Origin of the sequence: Streptomyces sp. NPDC021019, from assembly GCF_044333295.1 — a bacterium.
GTDB lineage: Bacteria > Actinomycetota > Actinomycetes > Streptomycetales > Streptomycetaceae > Streptomyces.
The window spans coordinates 24,010-39,401 of record NZ_JBIRQR010000014.1; the positions used below are offsets into that span (position 1 = coordinate 24,010).

Annotated in this window: 12 protein-coding genes; 7 read left to right on the forward strand and 5 right to left on the reverse strand. The window is 73.9% G+C overall.

Annotation, left to right across the window (positions count from 1 at the left end; translation table 11 throughout):
- Nucleotides 1-1,961: condensation domain-containing protein (locus tag ACH4RG_RS36270; protein WP_398540916.1), on the forward strand; the 1,961-nt coding region annotated here is incomplete at its 5' end.
- A gap of 79 nt (nucleotides 1,962-2,040) precedes the next feature.
- On the opposite strand, the gene ACH4RG_RS36275 is transcribed toward ACH4RG_RS36270, so the two are convergent.
- The 4 genes from ACH4RG_RS36275 to ACH4RG_RS36290 all read right to left on the reverse strand — a co-directional run bounded on the left by ACH4RG_RS36275 (nucleotide 2,041) and on the right by ACH4RG_RS36290 (nucleotide 6,969).
- Nucleotides 2,041-3,813, reverse strand: coding sequence for an ABC transporter ATP-binding protein (locus tag ACH4RG_RS36275; RefSeq protein ID WP_397932698.1), 1,773 nt, complete (start codon nucleotides 3,811-3,813; stop codon nucleotides 2,041-2,043).
- Nucleotides 3,810-5,492: an ABC transporter ATP-binding protein gene (locus ACH4RG_RS36280; protein ID WP_397932700.1), complete on the reverse strand. Its 1,683-nt coding sequence runs from the start codon at nucleotides 5,490-5,492 to the stop codon at nucleotides 3,810-3,812. The genes ACH4RG_RS36275 and ACH4RG_RS36280 overlap by 4 nt, the downstream gene beginning before the upstream one ends.
- Entirely contained in the window at nucleotides 5,479-6,066 is a 588-nt protein-coding gene (locus tag ACH4RG_RS36285; protein ID WP_397932702.1) for a GNAT family N-acetyltransferase, read from the reverse strand. The genes ACH4RG_RS36280 and ACH4RG_RS36285 overlap by 14 nt, the downstream gene beginning before the upstream one ends.
- A 246-nt stretch (nucleotides 6,067-6,312) precedes the next feature.
- On the reverse strand, nucleotides 6,313-6,969 hold the full coding sequence (locus ACH4RG_RS36290) for a TetR/AcrR family transcriptional regulator (RefSeq protein ID WP_397926043.1): 657 nt from the start codon (nucleotides 6,967-6,969) through the stop codon (nucleotides 6,313-6,315).
- A 121-nt stretch (nucleotides 6,970-7,090) separates the two neighbouring features.
- Here ACH4RG_RS36290 and ACH4RG_RS36295 point away from each other — a divergent pair, with 121 nt between their 5' ends.
- Complete coding sequence (locus ACH4RG_RS36295; RefSeq protein WP_397926045.1) at nucleotides 7,091-8,488, forward strand: MFS transporter; 1,398 nt, start codon at nucleotides 7,091-7,093, stop codon at nucleotides 8,486-8,488.
- Nucleotides 8,485-9,711 carry an FAD-dependent monooxygenase gene (locus ACH4RG_RS36300; RefSeq protein ID WP_398540917.1) on the forward strand — a complete coding sequence of 409 codons (1,227 nt, stop codon included), beginning with the start codon at nucleotides 8,485-8,487 and terminating at the stop codon, nucleotides 9,709-9,711. The genes ACH4RG_RS36295 and ACH4RG_RS36300 overlap by 4 nt, the downstream gene beginning before the upstream one ends.
- On the opposite strand, the gene ACH4RG_RS36305 is transcribed toward ACH4RG_RS36300, so the two are convergent.
- Nucleotides 9,695-11,365 carry an aldehyde dehydrogenase (NADP(+)) gene (locus tag ACH4RG_RS36305; RefSeq protein WP_398540918.1) on the reverse strand — a complete coding sequence of 557 codons (1,671 nt, stop codon included), beginning with the start codon at nucleotides 11,363-11,365 and terminating at the stop codon, nucleotides 9,695-9,697. The genes ACH4RG_RS36300 and ACH4RG_RS36305 overlap by 17 nt on opposite strands.
- Nucleotides 11,366-11,510: 145 nt before the next feature.
- Between ACH4RG_RS36305 and ACH4RG_RS36310 the strand changes: the two genes are divergently transcribed.
- Genes ACH4RG_RS36310 through ACH4RG_RS36325 form a run of 4 tightly spaced genes read left to right on the forward strand, consistent with a single transcriptional unit; the run spans nucleotide 11,511 to nucleotide 15,392 of the window.
- The gene (locus ACH4RG_RS36310) at nucleotides 11,511-12,671 is read left to right on the forward strand and encodes an NAD(P)/FAD-dependent oxidoreductase (protein WP_397926051.1); all 1,161 of its coding nucleotides are present in this window, start codon (nucleotides 11,511-11,513) and stop codon (nucleotides 12,669-12,671) included.
- The gene (locus ACH4RG_RS36315; protein WP_397932708.1) at nucleotides 12,668-12,931 is read left to right on the forward strand and encodes a (2Fe-2S)-binding protein; all 264 of its coding nucleotides are present in this window, start codon (nucleotides 12,668-12,670) and stop codon (nucleotides 12,929-12,931) included. The genes ACH4RG_RS36310 and ACH4RG_RS36315 overlap by 4 nt, the downstream gene beginning before the upstream one ends.
- Nucleotides 12,924-14,444 (forward strand): FAD-dependent oxidoreductase, encoded by a 1,521-nt coding sequence (locus ACH4RG_RS36320; protein ID WP_397932710.1) that lies wholly within the window; start codon nucleotides 12,924-12,926, stop codon nucleotides 14,442-14,444. The genes ACH4RG_RS36315 and ACH4RG_RS36320 overlap by 8 nt, the downstream gene beginning before the upstream one ends.
- 33 nt (nucleotides 14,445-14,477) lie before the next feature.
- Nucleotides 14,478-15,392 carry a dihydrodipicolinate synthase family protein gene (locus tag ACH4RG_RS36325; protein WP_397932712.1) on the forward strand — a complete coding sequence of 305 codons (915 nt, stop codon included), beginning with the start codon at nucleotides 14,478-14,480 and terminating at the stop codon, nucleotides 15,390-15,392.

Sequence of the window (15,392 nt, forward strand, 5' to 3'; positions counted from 1 at the left end):
TGGACGGTGCGGTGGCGGGGGAGGAGCGGGTGATCCGTGCGGTCGACCGGGCGCCGTCGGTCCTCGCGCGGGTACCGGAGCCGGTGGTGGCGGCGGGTGAGGGGACGGTGGCCGTGTTGCGGCGGTTGTTCTCCGAGGTGCTGGACCAGCCCGACGTGCGGGACCAGGACAGCTTCTTCGACCTCGGCGGCCACTCCCTCACCGCCATGCGCCTCATCAACGCCATCGAGCGGGAGCTGGGCGTACGGCCCCGGGTCGCCGGACTCTTCGGCCACCCCACCCCGTCCGGCCTGGCCCGACACCTCCCGACCGACCGGTCCGCCCCGCCGGAGTTCACCGGCCCGGCGCCCGAGCAGGGGCCGGTGCCGCTCTCGTACGAACAGGAGCGGCTCTGGATCCTGGAGGCGATGTCCGGCACCGGCACGCTCTACCACGTGCCGTGGGCCTGGCGGACCCGGGGCCGACTGGACACGGCCGCACTGCGCGGGGCGATGGAGGACCTGATCGCCCGCCACGAGATCCTGCGCACCCGCTTCCCCCAGGTGGACGGCGTCCCCGTACAGGTCGTCCTCCCCGCCGACCGTGCGCGGCCGGACTTCACCGAACTCCCCACCGACGAGGGGGAAGTCGCGGAGGCGGTGGCCGCCGCCGCCCGTGCGACCTTCCGGCCGGAGGACGAGCCCCCCTTCCGGATCAGGGTCTTCACGCTTCGGGACGACGATCACGTGGTGCTGGTGTGCCTGCACCACCTGCTCACCGACGACCGGTCGATGCGGCAGCTCGCCACGGAGCTGTCCCTGGCGTACGCGGCCCGGCTGCGCGGCAACCCGGTGCCGCACGCCCCAGCGCACCCGCAGTTCGCCGACTACAGCCGGTGGCAGCGCCGCACGTCGCGGAACGCACTGGGTCCGGATGCGATGGCCGTCGGTGTGGGTTTCTGGCGGGGGTTCCTGCGGGGTGTGCCGGTGGAGTCGGGAGTGCCGTTGGATCGGGTGCGGCCTGATGTGCCGGTGGTGCGGGGGGAGACGTTCGTGCGGCGGTGGTCGGGTGAGCGTCATGCGGGGGTGCGGGGGTTGGCGCGGGGTGTGGGGTCGAGTGTGTACATGGTGGTGCATGCGGCGTTGGTGGCGGTGTTGGCGGAGGCGGGGGCGGGTTCTGATGTGGTGGTGGGGTGTCCGGTGTCGACGCGTCGGGGGGAGGAGTTGGAGGATGTTGTCGGGTTCTTCGTGAACACGGTGGCGTTGCGGAGTGATGTGGGGGGTGGTCCGTCGTTCGGTGAGTTGTTGGTGCGGGTGAGGGATGCGGATCTGCGGGCGTTCGATCGGGGTGACGTGCCGTTCAATCGGGTGGTGGAGGCGGTGAATCCGCCGCGTCATCCGAGTCGTAACCCGCTCTTCCAGGTTCTCCTCGCCCAACAGCACCACACGCGACTGGTCCCGGACCTCGACGGTGGAGCGGACAGCACCCCGTTCCCCGTCGCCTCACGCGAAGCAGCCTTCGATCTCGCGGTGGCGTTCAGTGAACTGTCGGGTGGGGGGATGGAGTTGACGGTGGAGTTCGGTTCGGCGTTGCTGGACCGCTCGACGGTCGAGGCGGTGGTGGACGGGATGGAGCGGTTGCTGGACGGTGCGGTGGCGGGGGAGGAGCGGGTGATCCGTGCGGTCGACCGGGCGCCGTCGGTCCTCGCGCGGGTACCGGAGCCGGTGGTGGCGGCGTGTGAGGGGACGGTGGCCGTGTTGCGGCGGTTGTTCTCCGAGGTGCTGGACCAGCCCGACGTGCGGGACCAGGACAGCTTCTTCGACCTCGGCGGCCACTCCCTCACCGCCATGCGCCTCATCACACGCATCAGGGAACGGTTCGGCGTCCGCGTTCCCGTGCGCACCCTGATGAGGAAGCCGACGCTCATGTCGCTGGCCGCCGAGATCGAGTCCCGAGCGGAGAGCGGCGTCCGGCCCGGCTGAGCGGGCACGACCGGACCGCCCCGCGGGGACGGCTCCCTCACGTGGTGGGCCCGCAGGGCGGCCCACCACGTGCTTCACCTCACCGTCCGCTTCGCCCCGCCGGGTCGCGGGGAGCCCGCCAGGTGGACCACAACTCGGCGTAGAGACCGCCGTCCCGCAGCAACTCATCATGCGTGCCGAACGCGGCCACCCGGCCGTCGTCGAGGACCAGAATCCGGTCGGCGGCGCGGGCGTCGCTGAGGCGGTGCACGATGACGATCCCCGTACGCCCCTTGAGAGCGGCGTCCACGGCGGTGTTCACGGCCGCCCGGTCCCCACCGTAGTTCTCGGCGGTGGGCTCGTCGAGAACGGCCAGGGGCGGATCGGCCAGCACCAGCCGGGCCAGGGCCAGTTGCTGCCGCCGGACGGAGGACAGAACCCGCCCACTCCGCCCGACCACCGTGTCCAGCCCCTCGGGCAGCTCCAACGCCCACTCCAGCGCGCCCACCTGGGCCAGCGCGGCGGTCAGCGCGGACTCGTCGGCATCGGGGCGGGCGATCGAGAGGTTGTCCCGCACCGAACCGGCGAAGACATGGCTTTCCTGGGTGACCAGCCCCGTGACCCGAGGGTCGAGCCGCTCGACGGGCACCCCGCCCACCGCCACACTGCCGCGCCAGGGCGTGTGCGTCCCCGTGACGATCCCCACGACCGTCGACTTGCCCGCCCCGCTGGGCCCGACGATCGCCACGCGTTCGCCCGGCTCCACCCGGAACGTCACATCCCGGACCGCGGGCCGGCCGTCCTCGTATCCGAACTCCAGACCGCACACGGTCAGCCCGCCGTCGCTCGGCAGTTCGCGACCGGACCGCGCGGCGTCCGCAGTCTCCCCCGCGCGGCTACCGACGACACCCGCCAGCCGTGCCAGGGCGGCACCGGCGGACTGGACCTCGTCCAGGAGGTAGAGCAGCGTGCCGACCGGTTCGAAGACGCGCATCAGCAGCAGCACGGCCGCCGAGGCCGCGCCGAGCGACAGCGACTCCGCCCTCACCAGTGCCGACGCGGTCACCAGCACCGCCAACAGGCCCAGCAGCTCGGCCCCGTTGAGGCGGAGCGAGAACCGCACCCGGGTCACACACGTGCGCAGCGCCGCCGCGCCCCACGCCTCGGACCGGTCCGCTATCCGGGCCAGGTGCGCCTCTTCGAGCCGCAGGGCACGCAACGTGCGGGCGCCCGAGATTCCGGTCAGCAGGAACTGGCTCAACCGCGCCTCGGCCGTGCGCTCGTGCGCGTACTGCGGTCCGGAACGGCGCAGGTAGACCCGGGTGGCCACCACCCAGACCGGCACCGGCAGCGCACCCGCGACGGCCAGGCGCCAGTCCAGCACCAGCAGGCCGCCGCAGGTGGCCAACAGGGTCAGCAGCGCGGAAAGGAAGGCGGGCAGGGCCCCCCGGGCCACGTCGGACGCGACGCCCACGTCGCCGACCGTACGGCTGAGCACCGTGCCCCGGCCTACGCGTTCCACGGTGGGCAGCGGCAACGCCAGCACCGAGGCGAGCGCCCGCTCGCGCACCCGGCCCAGGACGTTCTCGCAGACCAGCGCCGTGCGACCGGTGCCGACCGCGGCGAGGACGGCGCCGGCCGCTGTCACGGCGAGCGCCCCGACGGCGGCCGGGCCGAGCACGCGACTGCCGCCCGAACCGGTGACGATGTCCACGATCCGCCCGACCAGCAGGGGTACCACCAGCACCGACACCGAGCTCAGCACCAGGCAGACCACCGCGGTCCAGGCCGCGCCCGCCTGACCCCGGCCGCACTCCCGCACCATGCGCCAGGTCTCGTTCGCCCCCGCGGTCGGCAACTCCTCGGCGCTCACGCGAACACCGCCGAGGCGTACTCCGGTCGGTGCGACAGTTCGGCGTGCGTACCGGCGAACCCCACCTGCCCGCCGTCCAGCACCACCACCCGGTCGCAGCCCGCGAGCACCGCCGGACTGCTGGTCAGCAGCAGGGTGGTGCGCCCGGCGCGGGCCCGGTGGACGCCCAGCGCGACCCGGTGCTCGGTCGCCGCGTCCGTGGCGCTGAGCGGATCGGCGAGTACCAGCACCGGCGCCTCGGTGGCCAGGGCACGGGCCAGCACCACCCGTTGACGCTGGCCCCCGGAGAGCGAGCGGCCCCGCTCCGTGATCTCGGTGCCGAGGCCGTCCGGGAGGCCCCGCGTCACCTCGTCGACGGCGGCCGCCCGGATGTAGGGACCGGCACGGCGGCGGGCGTCCTGGCCGGGGGCGACGTTCTCCAGGACGGTGCCGGGAAACAGTTCGGCATCGTGCCGGCTCACGACCAGCCGGTCCCGGGCGGCGGCGAGAGGCATCTGGCGCAGCTCCACGCCGTCCAGCAGCACGCTTCCCCCGTAACCGCTCTCCCGGGCCAACAGGTCGAGCAGGGCGTCGCTGTCGCCGTCCGTCCGGGCCACGATCCCCACGTGGGACCCGGCGGGGACATCCAGGTCGAACCCGCGCAGCGGCCCGGACCGGACCCCGCGCAGGCGCAGCCCCCCGGGGCCGGACGCCGGAGGCGTCAGAGGCCCGTCGGACACCCCGGCGGGGGCGCGCAGCACCTCGTCGATCGCGGTACGGGAGGAGGAGGCACGGGCGATCAGCGTCCCCATGGAGGTGAGCCGGTCCAGGGCGGTGGCGATCACCTGTACCAGACCCACGGACCCCACCAGCCGACCGACCGTCATCGTCCCGTCCAGCACTGCCGACCCGCCGAACCAGATCACCGCCACCAGGAGCAGCCCGGACGCGGCCGAGTTGACGGCCCGGTAGGCGCTCTCCCAGCGGATGGCCGCCACCCTGGACCGCACGGCGTCCCGGCTCAGCCGCCGGTAGCGTTCCACGCTCTCGGCCTCGGCGTGGAAACCCTTGAGCGTACGCAGTCCGGTCAGCAGATCCTCGGCCTGCGCCCCGATGCCCAGCAGGCCGCCGCGCTCCGCGTCGACCCGGGCGATCAGCCGACGGGACAGCAGCCGGGAAAGCAGCAGCGTGGTCGCGACCCCGGCGGCCAGCAGCGCGGCAAGTGTCAGGGACACCGTCAGCAGGGCCGCGAAACCGATCACCATCGAGACCAGAGCGGGGACGACGGTACCGGCCACGGTCGCCAGCCCCGCCCGCTGCTGGGTGTCCCTCAGGACCAGGGTGGTCAGCCCGCCGTCGCTGCGCCCGGGGCCCGCGAAGCCATGCGGCGACAGGATGCGCCGCACCAGCGCGATCCGGAGGCCGTGGGCCCACGCCAGCTCCGCGGCGTAGTTCAGCCTGCTGCCCAGCGCCCCGGTGACCGCCGTCAGGACGAAAACCGCCGCGAGAGCGGCACACCACCGCAGCAGCACCGTCGGGCTCTCACCGAGCGCCGTGTCGACCGCCGCGCCGACCAGCAGCGGCACCACCACGTAACCGGACTGGTGAACGGCCAGCAACAGGCTGCTCGCCGCGACCGGGACCGACTGCCCCTCGGCCGCTGTGCGCGGTGGCCGGCCGCGGGCATCACTCCGCGCCACGGCGTGCCTCCGTCCGGCCGGGGGCCGTTGGCGTCCGGGTCCGCGAGCGCGGGCACACGTGCAGGGCCGCCTTCTTGTGCGGCAGTTGTACCGTTCTGACCAGGGCCATCCCGGCTCGCTCCATCACCGTGCGGCAGGCGAGGTTCCGTACGTCCGGTTCGGCCGCGACGCGCCCCGCCTCGGGCGAGCACCGGAACAGAGTCGGCACGAGGTCGCTCACGAAGGCGGTGCCCAGCCCCCGTCCGATCAGCGTGTGGTCGGTGATCGCTATGTGGAAGCCCAGATCGTGACGGCCCCAGGGGTGGAACGAAGCGATGTTGGAGTCGAGGGGCCGGTATACCTCGATGTAGGCGAACGGCTTGCCGTCGTAGGTGATCTGGAACGGTCCGCCCCCGTCACCTGCGTGCAGTCGGCGTAACTCCTCCGTCCAGCGTTCCGGCGACCATGCCTGGTGCCAGGTCCTCTTCAGATACTCCTGTTTCATCCAGCGGGACATCAGGCGGCCCTCCTCGGCGGAGCCGCTGAGCGGATGCGCGGCCCAGGGTTCGGGCAGATCCAGTCGGTTGGCGATCACAGCTTTCCACTCCTGACCGTGTGATCCTTCGGCCTTCGCGTAGATCGGCCTGGACAGGTCGAACAGCCTCGATCAAGAGGGAGAACCCGTCAAGACGGCACCGGAGCCCGCGGACCGGGGGCTCCACGCCGTCACGGGGCTCCGTCCGCGGCTGCGAGCGGTTCCGGCCGAGGCCCTCGACGGGGCCTCCGAACGGGTCGAGCGTGGGCCCGTGCCGCAGCGGAGGCTCTCGTGGGGCGCTTGTCGTCAGGCGGTGGTGGCGCCCGCGCTCCTACCGGGCCGGTACGCGCGGAGGAACGTCCGTACTCCCTCGACGACGAGCGGGCGTACGCGGGGGTCCTGCGCGGCGTTCGCGGAGCCGAGGCGGTCCAGTGCGACGCCGAAGGTCAGCGCGAGGAACTGATCGGCCGCCAGCCGGGCGTCGGGGGCGTCGAGCAGCCCGGCCTCGGCGAAGGCCGCGAACCGCTCGGCGATCGCCTCGTCGGGAGTGTCCGCCATGGGGTTGTAGTCCTGCTGCGGCAGTTGGCCGGACTCCGCCCGGACCAGGCGTTGCAGTGTCGTGTACTCCGCCGAGCCGAGCATGTCGGTCGCGATGCGCATCGCGAACGCGACCAGGCCGTCCTCCAGTTCGGCGGCCTCGGTCAGATCCGTGAGGGTGTCGTCGAGGGTGCGCCGGACCGTGGTGACCAGCGACTGGCCGACCGAGTCGACGACCGCCCGCAGCAGGGTCCGCTTGTCGCCGAAGTAGTCGTAGACCGTCCGCTTGGACACCTCCGCCCGCGCGGCGACCGCGTCGACGCTGGAGCGGTCGAAGCCGTCGGCAAGGAACAGTTCCCGGGCCGCCGAGAGGATGGCGGCCCGCTTGCGCGTGGACCCCTCGCGCAGGGTCTTGGTGGTCGGCATGGGCTCATTCTAACCGTTCTACACTGCACGGTGTAGTGTAGTTCGGGTCCGGTGAGTACCCTGCGCGTCCCTCCGTGCGCGGGCGGCTCCGTTCCGCCGGGCCGTGACGGAAAGGATCTCCATGACCACGACTTCGGCTCCTCCGCTCCGCGTCGGGAAGGCCGCCGTCCGGTCCCTCGGCGTGCTGGCGCCCGCCACCGGCGCCCTGGAATCGGTGGTGACGCCGACGCTCCCGCTCCTGAGGCGTGAGCTGGACATGAGTCATGCCGAGGGGGCGTTGCTCAGCATCGTGCTCCTCGTCACCGGCGCGCTGATCACCCCGCTGGCGGGGAAGTTAGGCGACCGCTACGGCGGGAAACAGGTCATCGTCCGGCTGATGGCGGTGGTCTGTGCCGGGGGTCTGGTGTCCGCCCTGGCGCCGAACCTGCCGGTGCTGCTGCTCGGTCAGATACTCCAGGGCGCGATGGTGGGCGCGCTGCCCCTGTCGTTCGTCCTGGTGCGCGAACACCTCCCCGAGGGCGAGGCCAGGGTGGCCATAGGGGTGGTCAGCGGACTGTTCGTGGGGGGCACGATGGCGGGGACGCTGGCGGCCGGGCCCGTGGCCGAAGGGCTGTCCCGGCACTGGATGTTCGCACTGCCGACGTTCGCGGTCGTCGGGGCCACCGTGCTGGTGCACCGGCTGATGCCGCAGGATCCGCCGCGCCGGCCGGACGGCGCCGGGATCGACCGGCCCGGCCTGGTCCTCCTGAGCGGAACGCTCGTCACGCTCATGCTCGTCCTGGCGCTGGCACCCGAGATCGTCGCGCGCCCCCTCGTCCTCGTCGCCCTTCTCGTGCTGCTGGCCGCCTTCGCGACCGGGTGGGTGGCCGTCGAACGGCGCGTGGCCTCGCCGATGGTCGATCTGCGCATGGTGGGGCGGCCCGAGGTGTGGAAAGCGTGCGTGCTGACGTTCGTGGTCTGCGTCGGTACGTCGGTGGCGGCCTATCTCGTCCCGGCGCTGTTCGCGGTACCCGCCGACGCGTACGGGTTCGGGGCGAGCGCGACGCAGATCGGCCTCTTCCTGCTGCCCGGGGCCGTGGCCGCGTCACTGGCCGGGCCGGCCGGCGGGCTCGGGGCGCGGCGGTTCGGTTCGCGTGCGGTGGTCACCGCCGGGGTTCTCGTCATGGCCGTCGGCCTGCTCGGCCTGGCGGCCGCGCACACCGAGGTCTGGCACCTCGTCGTCGGCAAGATGCTGATCGCGCTCGCCAACGGGCTCTGCGTCACGGCGATGGTGACCAGCACGGCCACCTCCGTCGACCGCGGTGACACCGGCATCGCCACCGGTCTGGTCCTGGTGACGCGCGTGATCGGCTTCGCCGTGGGGGTCCAGATCAGCGGCGCGATCCTCACTTCCATGACCCCCGCCGGGTCGGACCTCCCGACCGAATCGGCCTACGTCGTCGGCTTCGTCCTGGCCGGAGCCGTCATGGCGCTGTCCCTGCTCGTCGTCCGCACTCTGAGCAAGGGAGTCAAGGAATGACCCGAGTCGACACGTCGGTGAAGGATCCCGCCGCGCGCGGGCGTACGGTCCTGATATCCGGGGCCGGCATCGCGGGGCTCGCCCTCGCGTACTGGCTGAACCGCTATGGATGCGCGGTCACGGTGGTCGAGAGGGCGGGCGCCGTCCGCGACGGCGGCTACCCCATCGATGTGCGCGGCACCGCGCTCGACGTCGTCCGGCGGATGGGGATCCTGCCCCGGCTGCGGGACGCGCACATCGAGCTGCGCCGGCTGACCTTCCTCGACGAGGACGGCTCCGAGGTGGCCTCGGTCGACCCGCACGCCGTCACCGGCGGGGTCGCGGGAAGAGACCTGGAGGTGCGGCGCGGGGCGCTGGCCGGCGCTCTCCACGAGGCCGTCCGCGACGACGTGGAGTTCTTGTTCGACGCCTCCGTCGACACCCTCGCCCAGCACCGCCACGGGGTCGACGTCACCTTTCGCGGGGGAGGGGGCCGTACGTTCGACCTGATGCTGGGGGCGGACGGGCTGCATTCGCTCACCCGCGCGCTCCTGTTCGGACCCGAGGAGCGATTCCACCGCTATCTCGGCTACTGCTTCGCCGGGTTCACCCTGCGCAACACCTTCGGACTCGTCCGTGAGACCACGATGTGGAACGCCCCGGGCCGGGCCGCCGTGCTGTACGCCGTGGGCGACGACGACGATGTGCACGGCTTCCTCAACTTCGCCCGCGCGGAACCGCCGTTCGGCGCGTTCCGTGACCCGGTTGCCCAACGGGACCTGGTCGCCGGGGTCTTCGACGGTGCGGGGTGGGAGGTCCCGGGCATGCTCGCCGCGCTGCGCGACGCGGACGACCTGTTCTTCGACGTGGTCAGCCAGATCCGTATGCCCCGCTGGTCCAGCGGCAGGGTCGCACTGGTGGGCGACGCCGCGTACGCGCCCTCCTTCCTCACCGGCCAGGGCTCCAGCCTCGCCCTGGTCGGCGCGTACATGCTCGCCGGATCCCTGGCGGCCGAGCGGGATCACACCGCGGGTTTCGCCGCGTACGAGCGTGACACCCGTGCGTTCGTGACCCTGAACCAGGATCAGGTCGGCGAGGGAGAGGCCGCCCTCTTCCCGACCACCGCCCGGGCGCTGGAGCAGCGCAACACCATGCTGCGCTCTCTGGGCTCCATGCCGCCCCCGACGGAGGGGCGGCCGGCCCACGAGGCGCTGGTGCTGCCGGAGTTCATACGCCAGGGGTGAGCGCCGCCCCGGTCTGCCGGGGGACCCGCAGGGGGTTGTCGTCGCGGAGTTCGGGGGGCAGGAGGGCATCGGGGAAGGACTGGTAGCAGACCGGGCGCAGCCAGCGTTCGACGGCGAGGGTGCCCACGCTCGTCGTGCCGGGCGAACTCGTCGCCGGCCACGGCCCCCCGTGCACCATCGCGTGGCAGACCTCGACGCCGGTGGGCCAGCCGCCCCACAGAACGCGGCCGGCCCGCTCCTCCAGTACGGGCAAGAGTCCGAGGGCCGTCGTCCGGTCGGTGTCCGTCGCGTGCAGGGTGGCCGTCAGTTGGCCCTCCAACTCTTCCAGCAGGTCAATGAGTTCGTCCGTGCCCGACCAGCGCACCACGAGCCCGGCCGCGCCGAAGACCTCGCCGGAGAGGTCCCCGTGCGCGGTGTACGTGGCCGCGTCGCACGCCAGGACGACGGGGGCCGGTGCGTGGGGACCGGTCCCGGCCGCGCCCCGCGCCAGCTGCCGTACGCCCGGTACGCCCTCCCACCGCCGTACGCCCTCGGTGTACGCCCGGGCGATGTCCGGGGTGAGCATGACCTGCCCCACCGTGACCTGCACGGCCCGGGCGGCGGCGGAGAGGAAGGCGTCGCCCGCCGGTCCGGCGGGCAGGAGCAGGAGGCCGGGGTTCGTGCAGAACTGCCCCGCGCCGGCCGTCAGCGACGCCACGTACGCGTCGGCAGCGGCTTCCGGCTCGGCGAGGGCCCCGTCGAGCATGATCACGGGATTGACCGCGGACATCTCGGCGTGGACCGGGATGGGCACCGGGCGCGACCGCCCGGCGGCGATCAGCGCCAGCCCGCCGGTCCGGGAGCCGGTGAACCCCACCGCGGTGATCCGCGGATCACCGACCAGGGAGAGACCGACGTCGTGACCCCGGCCCACCAGCAGGGAGAACACCCCGGCCGGCATGCCGGTGCGCGCGGCGGCGGCCGTGACGGCGCGGGCCACCGCCTCCCCGGTGCCGGGGTGTGCCGGGTGTGCCTTGACCACCACGGGGCAGCCGGCGGCCAGCGCGGACGCGGTGTCGCCGCCCGCGACCGAGAAGGCCAGCGGGAAGTTGCTCGCACCGAACACGGCCACCGGGCCGAGGGGGACGCGCCGGAGCCGTAGGTCCGTGCCCGAGGGGCCGGAGTCGATCCGGGCGCCGAGGGCGCTCCCGCCCCTGACGAGGTCGGCGAAGAGCCGCAACTGTCCGCAGGTGCGCCCCCGTTCGCCGGTCAGCCGGGCCGGCGGGAGTCCGGTCTCCCGGGCGGCGAGTTCCAGGAGGGCGTCGCCGAGGGCCTCGATCTCCTCCGCGCAGGCGTCGAGGAAGGCCGCCCGCCGCTCGGGCGGCAGGGCGCGGAAGGCGCGGGCGTCCGCCGCGGCGAGCCGGGCCGCCTCGGCCACCTGCTCCGTCGAGGCGTCCCGATGCGGAGGGCCGAACGGTTCGCCGGTGGCGGCGGTGACCGCGTACCAGGCGCCCCCGGCGCCGGGGGCCTCGCGACCGGCCAGGAGCGAGTGCCCGGTCAGGAGCGAGTTCCCGGTCAGGAGGGTCGGGCCGGTCGGGGGAGTCGGGCCGTTCGGAGGGGTGGGCCCGTTCGGGGGCCGGTCCTCGGACAGGGGCGGGTTTCCGGTCGGGTTCACAGCGATGCGTCTCCCTGTGCGCGCCGGTGGGGGCGCGCCGTCGTCGGGTGCCCGGGTGAAAGTCACCGGGGCGGTGGCGTTGTCCTCGGGTCGTCCGGATGTATAGCCTAAGCAATGGCATGTGACATTGCACTAGGGAGTGGCCATGGAAGTCGTCGTCGTCGGAGCGGGCATCGTGGGCGCCGCGTGCGCGTTCCACGCCGCCGCGGCGGGGCTCGACGTCACGGTCCTCGACCGTGATCCCGTCGGCGCGGGCACGACCAGCCGGGGGGAGGGCAACATCCTCCTCTCCGACAAGGAGCCCGGCCCCGAACTGGAACTGGCCCGGCTCAGCCGTGACCTCTGGGACGAGGCCGGCGAGGAACTCGGCCCGGAGACCGTCGAGTTCGAGACCAAGGGCGGCCTCGTCGTCGCGAGCACACCCGACGCCCTCACCGCCCTGCACGCGTTCGCCGCGCGCCAGGCGGCCGCGGGCGTCCGCACCGAAGCCGTCGAACGCGTCGGTGAACTCGAACCCCATTGCGCGCCCGGCCTCCCCGGCGGCGTCCACTACCCGCAGGACGCCCAGGTGCAGCCCGTTCTCGCGGCGGCCGCACTGCTGCGCGCCGCGGTCCGGCACGGGGCCCGGACGCACACCGGCGAGGCCGCGGCCGCGGTCACCGGGGCCGACGGCAGGATCACCGGAGTGCGCACCGCCGACGGCACGGTGCTCCCCGCCGACGCCGTGGTCAACGCCGCCGGCACCTGGGGCGGCGAGGTCGGCCGCCGCCTCGGCGCACCCGTCGAGATCCTGCCCCGCCGGGGCTTCGTCCTCGTCACCGAGCCGCTGCCGCCGATGATCCGGCACAAGGTCTACTCCGCCGACTACGTGGCCAACGTCGCCTCCAGCGACGAGGGTCTGGAGACGTCGTGCGTCGTCGAGGGCACCCGCGCGGGCACGATCCTGATCGGCGCCAGCCGCGAACGCGTCGGCTTCGACACCTCGATGAACCCGGCCGTGGTGGCCACGCTCGCCGCCCAGGCGTGCCGCCTCTTCCCGTTCCTGCGCGGCGTCCACCTGATCCGCGCCTACCGGGGCTTCAGGCCGTACTGCCCGGACCACCTGCCGGTCATCGGCCCCGACCCCCGGGTCCCCGGCGTCGTCCACGCGTGCGGCCACGAGGGCGCCGGGATCGGTCTCGCCCCCGGGACCGGCGCCCTGGTCACCGCCCAGCTCCTCGGCCGCCCGTGGCGCGGCGCCGATCCGGCCGCCCACACCGGCCTGCTGCCCGACCGATTCCTCACCCCCGGAGGTGTGCCCAAGTGACCGCAGCGAACGCGTTCACCGTGGACGGCGAACCCTTGCCGTTCGTACCGGGACAGACCCTGGCCGCCGCGCTCGTCGCCGCGGGCCGGGTCGCCTGGCGGACCACGCGGGGCGGGCAACGGCCCCGGGGGATCTTCTGCGGGATCGGCGTCTGTTACGACTGCCTGGTGACCGTCGACGGGAGGGGCGGGCAGCGCGCCTGCCTGGTGCAGGCCCGCGCGGGCATGGCCGTGATGACCGGGGAGGCCGACGATGCGTGAGCCCCGTGACCTCGGGACGACGCGTGAGCCCCGTGACTCCGCAGTGGTGGGCGAGCCCCGTGACCCGGTGGCGCCGAGCGAGTCCCGTGACCTCGTGGTGGTGGGCGCGGGCCCGGCCGGCATGGCCGCCGCCGCCACCGCCCTGGACGGCGGGCTGCGGGTCGTTCTCGTCGACTCGGGAGCCGCCCCGGGCGGCCAGTTCTGGCGCCATCCCCCGCCCTTCGCGCGGGAAGCCGTTCCGACCGCCGATCTGCACCACGGGCTGAGCACCTACCGGGCGTTGTGCGCCACCCTCTCCGCCCACGAGCGCACCGGACGGCTCACGCTGCTGCTGAACCACCACGTGTGGACCACGGCCCGCGACGGGGACGGCTTCACCGTCCACGCCGTGGACCGCGGCCGGGCGCCCGAAGAGCGGACCGTTGTGCTGCGCGCACCGGCCCTGCTGGTGGCGACCGGCGCCTACGACCGTCAACTCCCCTTCCCCGGCTGGGACCTGCCCGGGGTGCTCACCGCCGGCGGCCTCCAGTCGCTCCTCAAGGGCGGGGGAGTCGTCGCCGGCCGCCGGGTGGTCCTCGGCGGCACGGGTCCCTTCCTGCTGCCGGTCGCCGCCGCCCTCGCCGCCCGCGGGGCGAAGGTCGTCGCCGTGTGCGAGGCGGCGGCGCCCTCGGCCTGGCTGCGCCACCCCGCGGCCCTGCTGCGCAACCCCGCCAAGTGGGCCGAGGGCGCCCGGTACGCGAGCGCCCTCGCCCGGCACCGCGTCCCGGTCCGCACCCGCACCGCGATCGTCGGCGCCGCAGGGGAGGGGCGGGTCGCCGTCGTGCGCACCGCCGCCCTCGACGCCGACGGGCGCCCGCTCCCGGGCGCCGAGCGCCGGATCGAGGCCGACACCGTGGGCGTCGGCTGGGGCTTCGTCCCCCAGCTCGACCTGCTCCTCCCGCTCGGCTGCGACCTCGCCGACGCGGGCGACGGCACCATGGCCGCCGCCGTCGACGACGGACAGCGCACCACGGTGCCCGGGCTGTACACGGCGGGCGAGACCTGCGGCGTGGGCGGGGCCGCGCTCGCGGTGAGCGAGGGCCGCCTCGCCGCCGTCTCGGTGCTCACGGACCTCTTGGCCCCGGGCCGACCCGGCACCCGCCGCCCGGCCGCGGAGCGCAGGGCGGTGGCCCGGCACCGCGCCTTCGCCCGGGCGATGGCGCGGGCCCACCCCCTGCCGCCGGCCTGGCCCGCGTGGCTGACCGACGACACACCGGTCTGCCGGTGCGAAGAGGTGACCGCGGGGGCGGTCCGCGCCGCCCGCGCCCACGACTCGGCCGCCGACCACCGGCAGGTCAAACAGCTGACCAGAGCCGGCATGGGCTGGTGCCAGGGCCGCATGTGCGGGCCCGCCGTCCACTGCCTCGTCTCCGCCCGCGATCAGCCGTACGCCCCCGCCGAGCGGCTGATCGCGACCCCCGTCACCCTCGGTGCGCTCGCCGATTCCGCCGAGCCCGCTTCCGACCCCGTCTGACGAGCCCACTTCCGACCCACCCGAGGAGTTCCCATGGACCTGGACCGCACCTCCCTTCCCACCCGCATGCCCTGGCACGGCGTCATCGTCGCGACGAGCCTCCCGTTCGGACCGGACCTCGCCGTCGACCACGGCGCGTACGGGGACAACGTCGCCTGGCTCGCCGAACAGGGTCTGCACGGCGTCGCCCCGAACGGCTCGCTGGGCGAGTACCAGACCCTGACGTACGAGGAGCGCGACCGCGTCGTGGAGACCGCCGTCGCCAACGCCCCCGAGGGCTTCACCGTGATGCCGGGCGTCGGAGCGTACGGCGCGATCGAGGCGAGGCGGCACGCGCGGTTCGCCAAGGACGCCGGCTGCCAGGCCGTCATGTGCCTGCCGCCCAACGCCTACCGGGCCGACGACCGCGCGGTCCTGGAGCACTACGCGATGGTGGCCTCCGCCGGCCTCCCCGTCACCGCCTACAACAACCCCATCGACACCAAGGTCGACCTGCGCCCGGAGCTGCTGGCCAAGCTGCACGCCGAAGGGTTCATCGTGGGCGTGAAGGAGTTCTCCGGCGACGTCCGCCGGTGCTACGCCATCAACGAACTCGCCCCCGGACTCGACCTGATCATCGGCACCGACGACACCCTCCTGGAAGTCGGCGTCGCCGGCGCCAAGGGCTGGGTCGCCGGCTACCCGCAGGTCTTCCCGCGCGCCTGCCTCGACCTCTACAACGCCTCGCTCGCCGGAGACCTCGACACCGCGCTCCCGCTCTACCGACAGCTCCACTCCGTACTGCGCTGGGACAGCAGGACCGAGTTCGTCCAGGCGATCAAGCTCGGCCAGGACCTGATCGGCCGGACCGGCGGCGGCTGCCGTCCGCCCCGGCAGACCCTGGCCCCGGAGACCGAGGCCGTCGTCCGCGCCGCCACCCAGGCCCTCATCGACGCCGGGGTGAACTGA

What these genes read in the sequence shown, in the direction of transcription:
- ACH4RG_RS36290 (WP_397926043.1), bottom strand. Translation starts at nt 6,969, where the DNA reads ATGCCGACCACCAAGACCCTGCGCGAGGGGTCCACGCGCAAGCGGGCC.
- ACH4RG_RS36295 (WP_397926045.1), top strand. Translation starts at nt 7,091, where the DNA reads ATGACCACGACTTCGGCTCCTCCGCTCCGCGTCGGGAAGGCCGCCGTC.
- ACH4RG_RS36300 (WP_398540917.1), top strand. Translation starts at nt 8,485, where the DNA reads ATGACCCGAGTCGACACGTCGGTGAAGGATCCCGCCGCGCGCGGGCGT.
- ACH4RG_RS36310 (WP_397926051.1), top strand. Translation starts at nt 11,511, where the DNA reads ATGGAAGTCGTCGTCGTCGGAGCGGGCATCGTGGGCGCCGCGTGCGCG.
- ACH4RG_RS36320 (WP_397932710.1), top strand. Translation starts at nt 12,924, where the DNA reads ATGCGTGAGCCCCGTGACCTCGGGACGACGCGTGAGCCCCGTGACTCC.
- ACH4RG_RS36325 (WP_397932712.1), top strand. Translation starts at nt 14,478, where the DNA reads ATGGACCTGGACCGCACCTCCCTTCCCACCCGCATGCCCTGGCACGGC.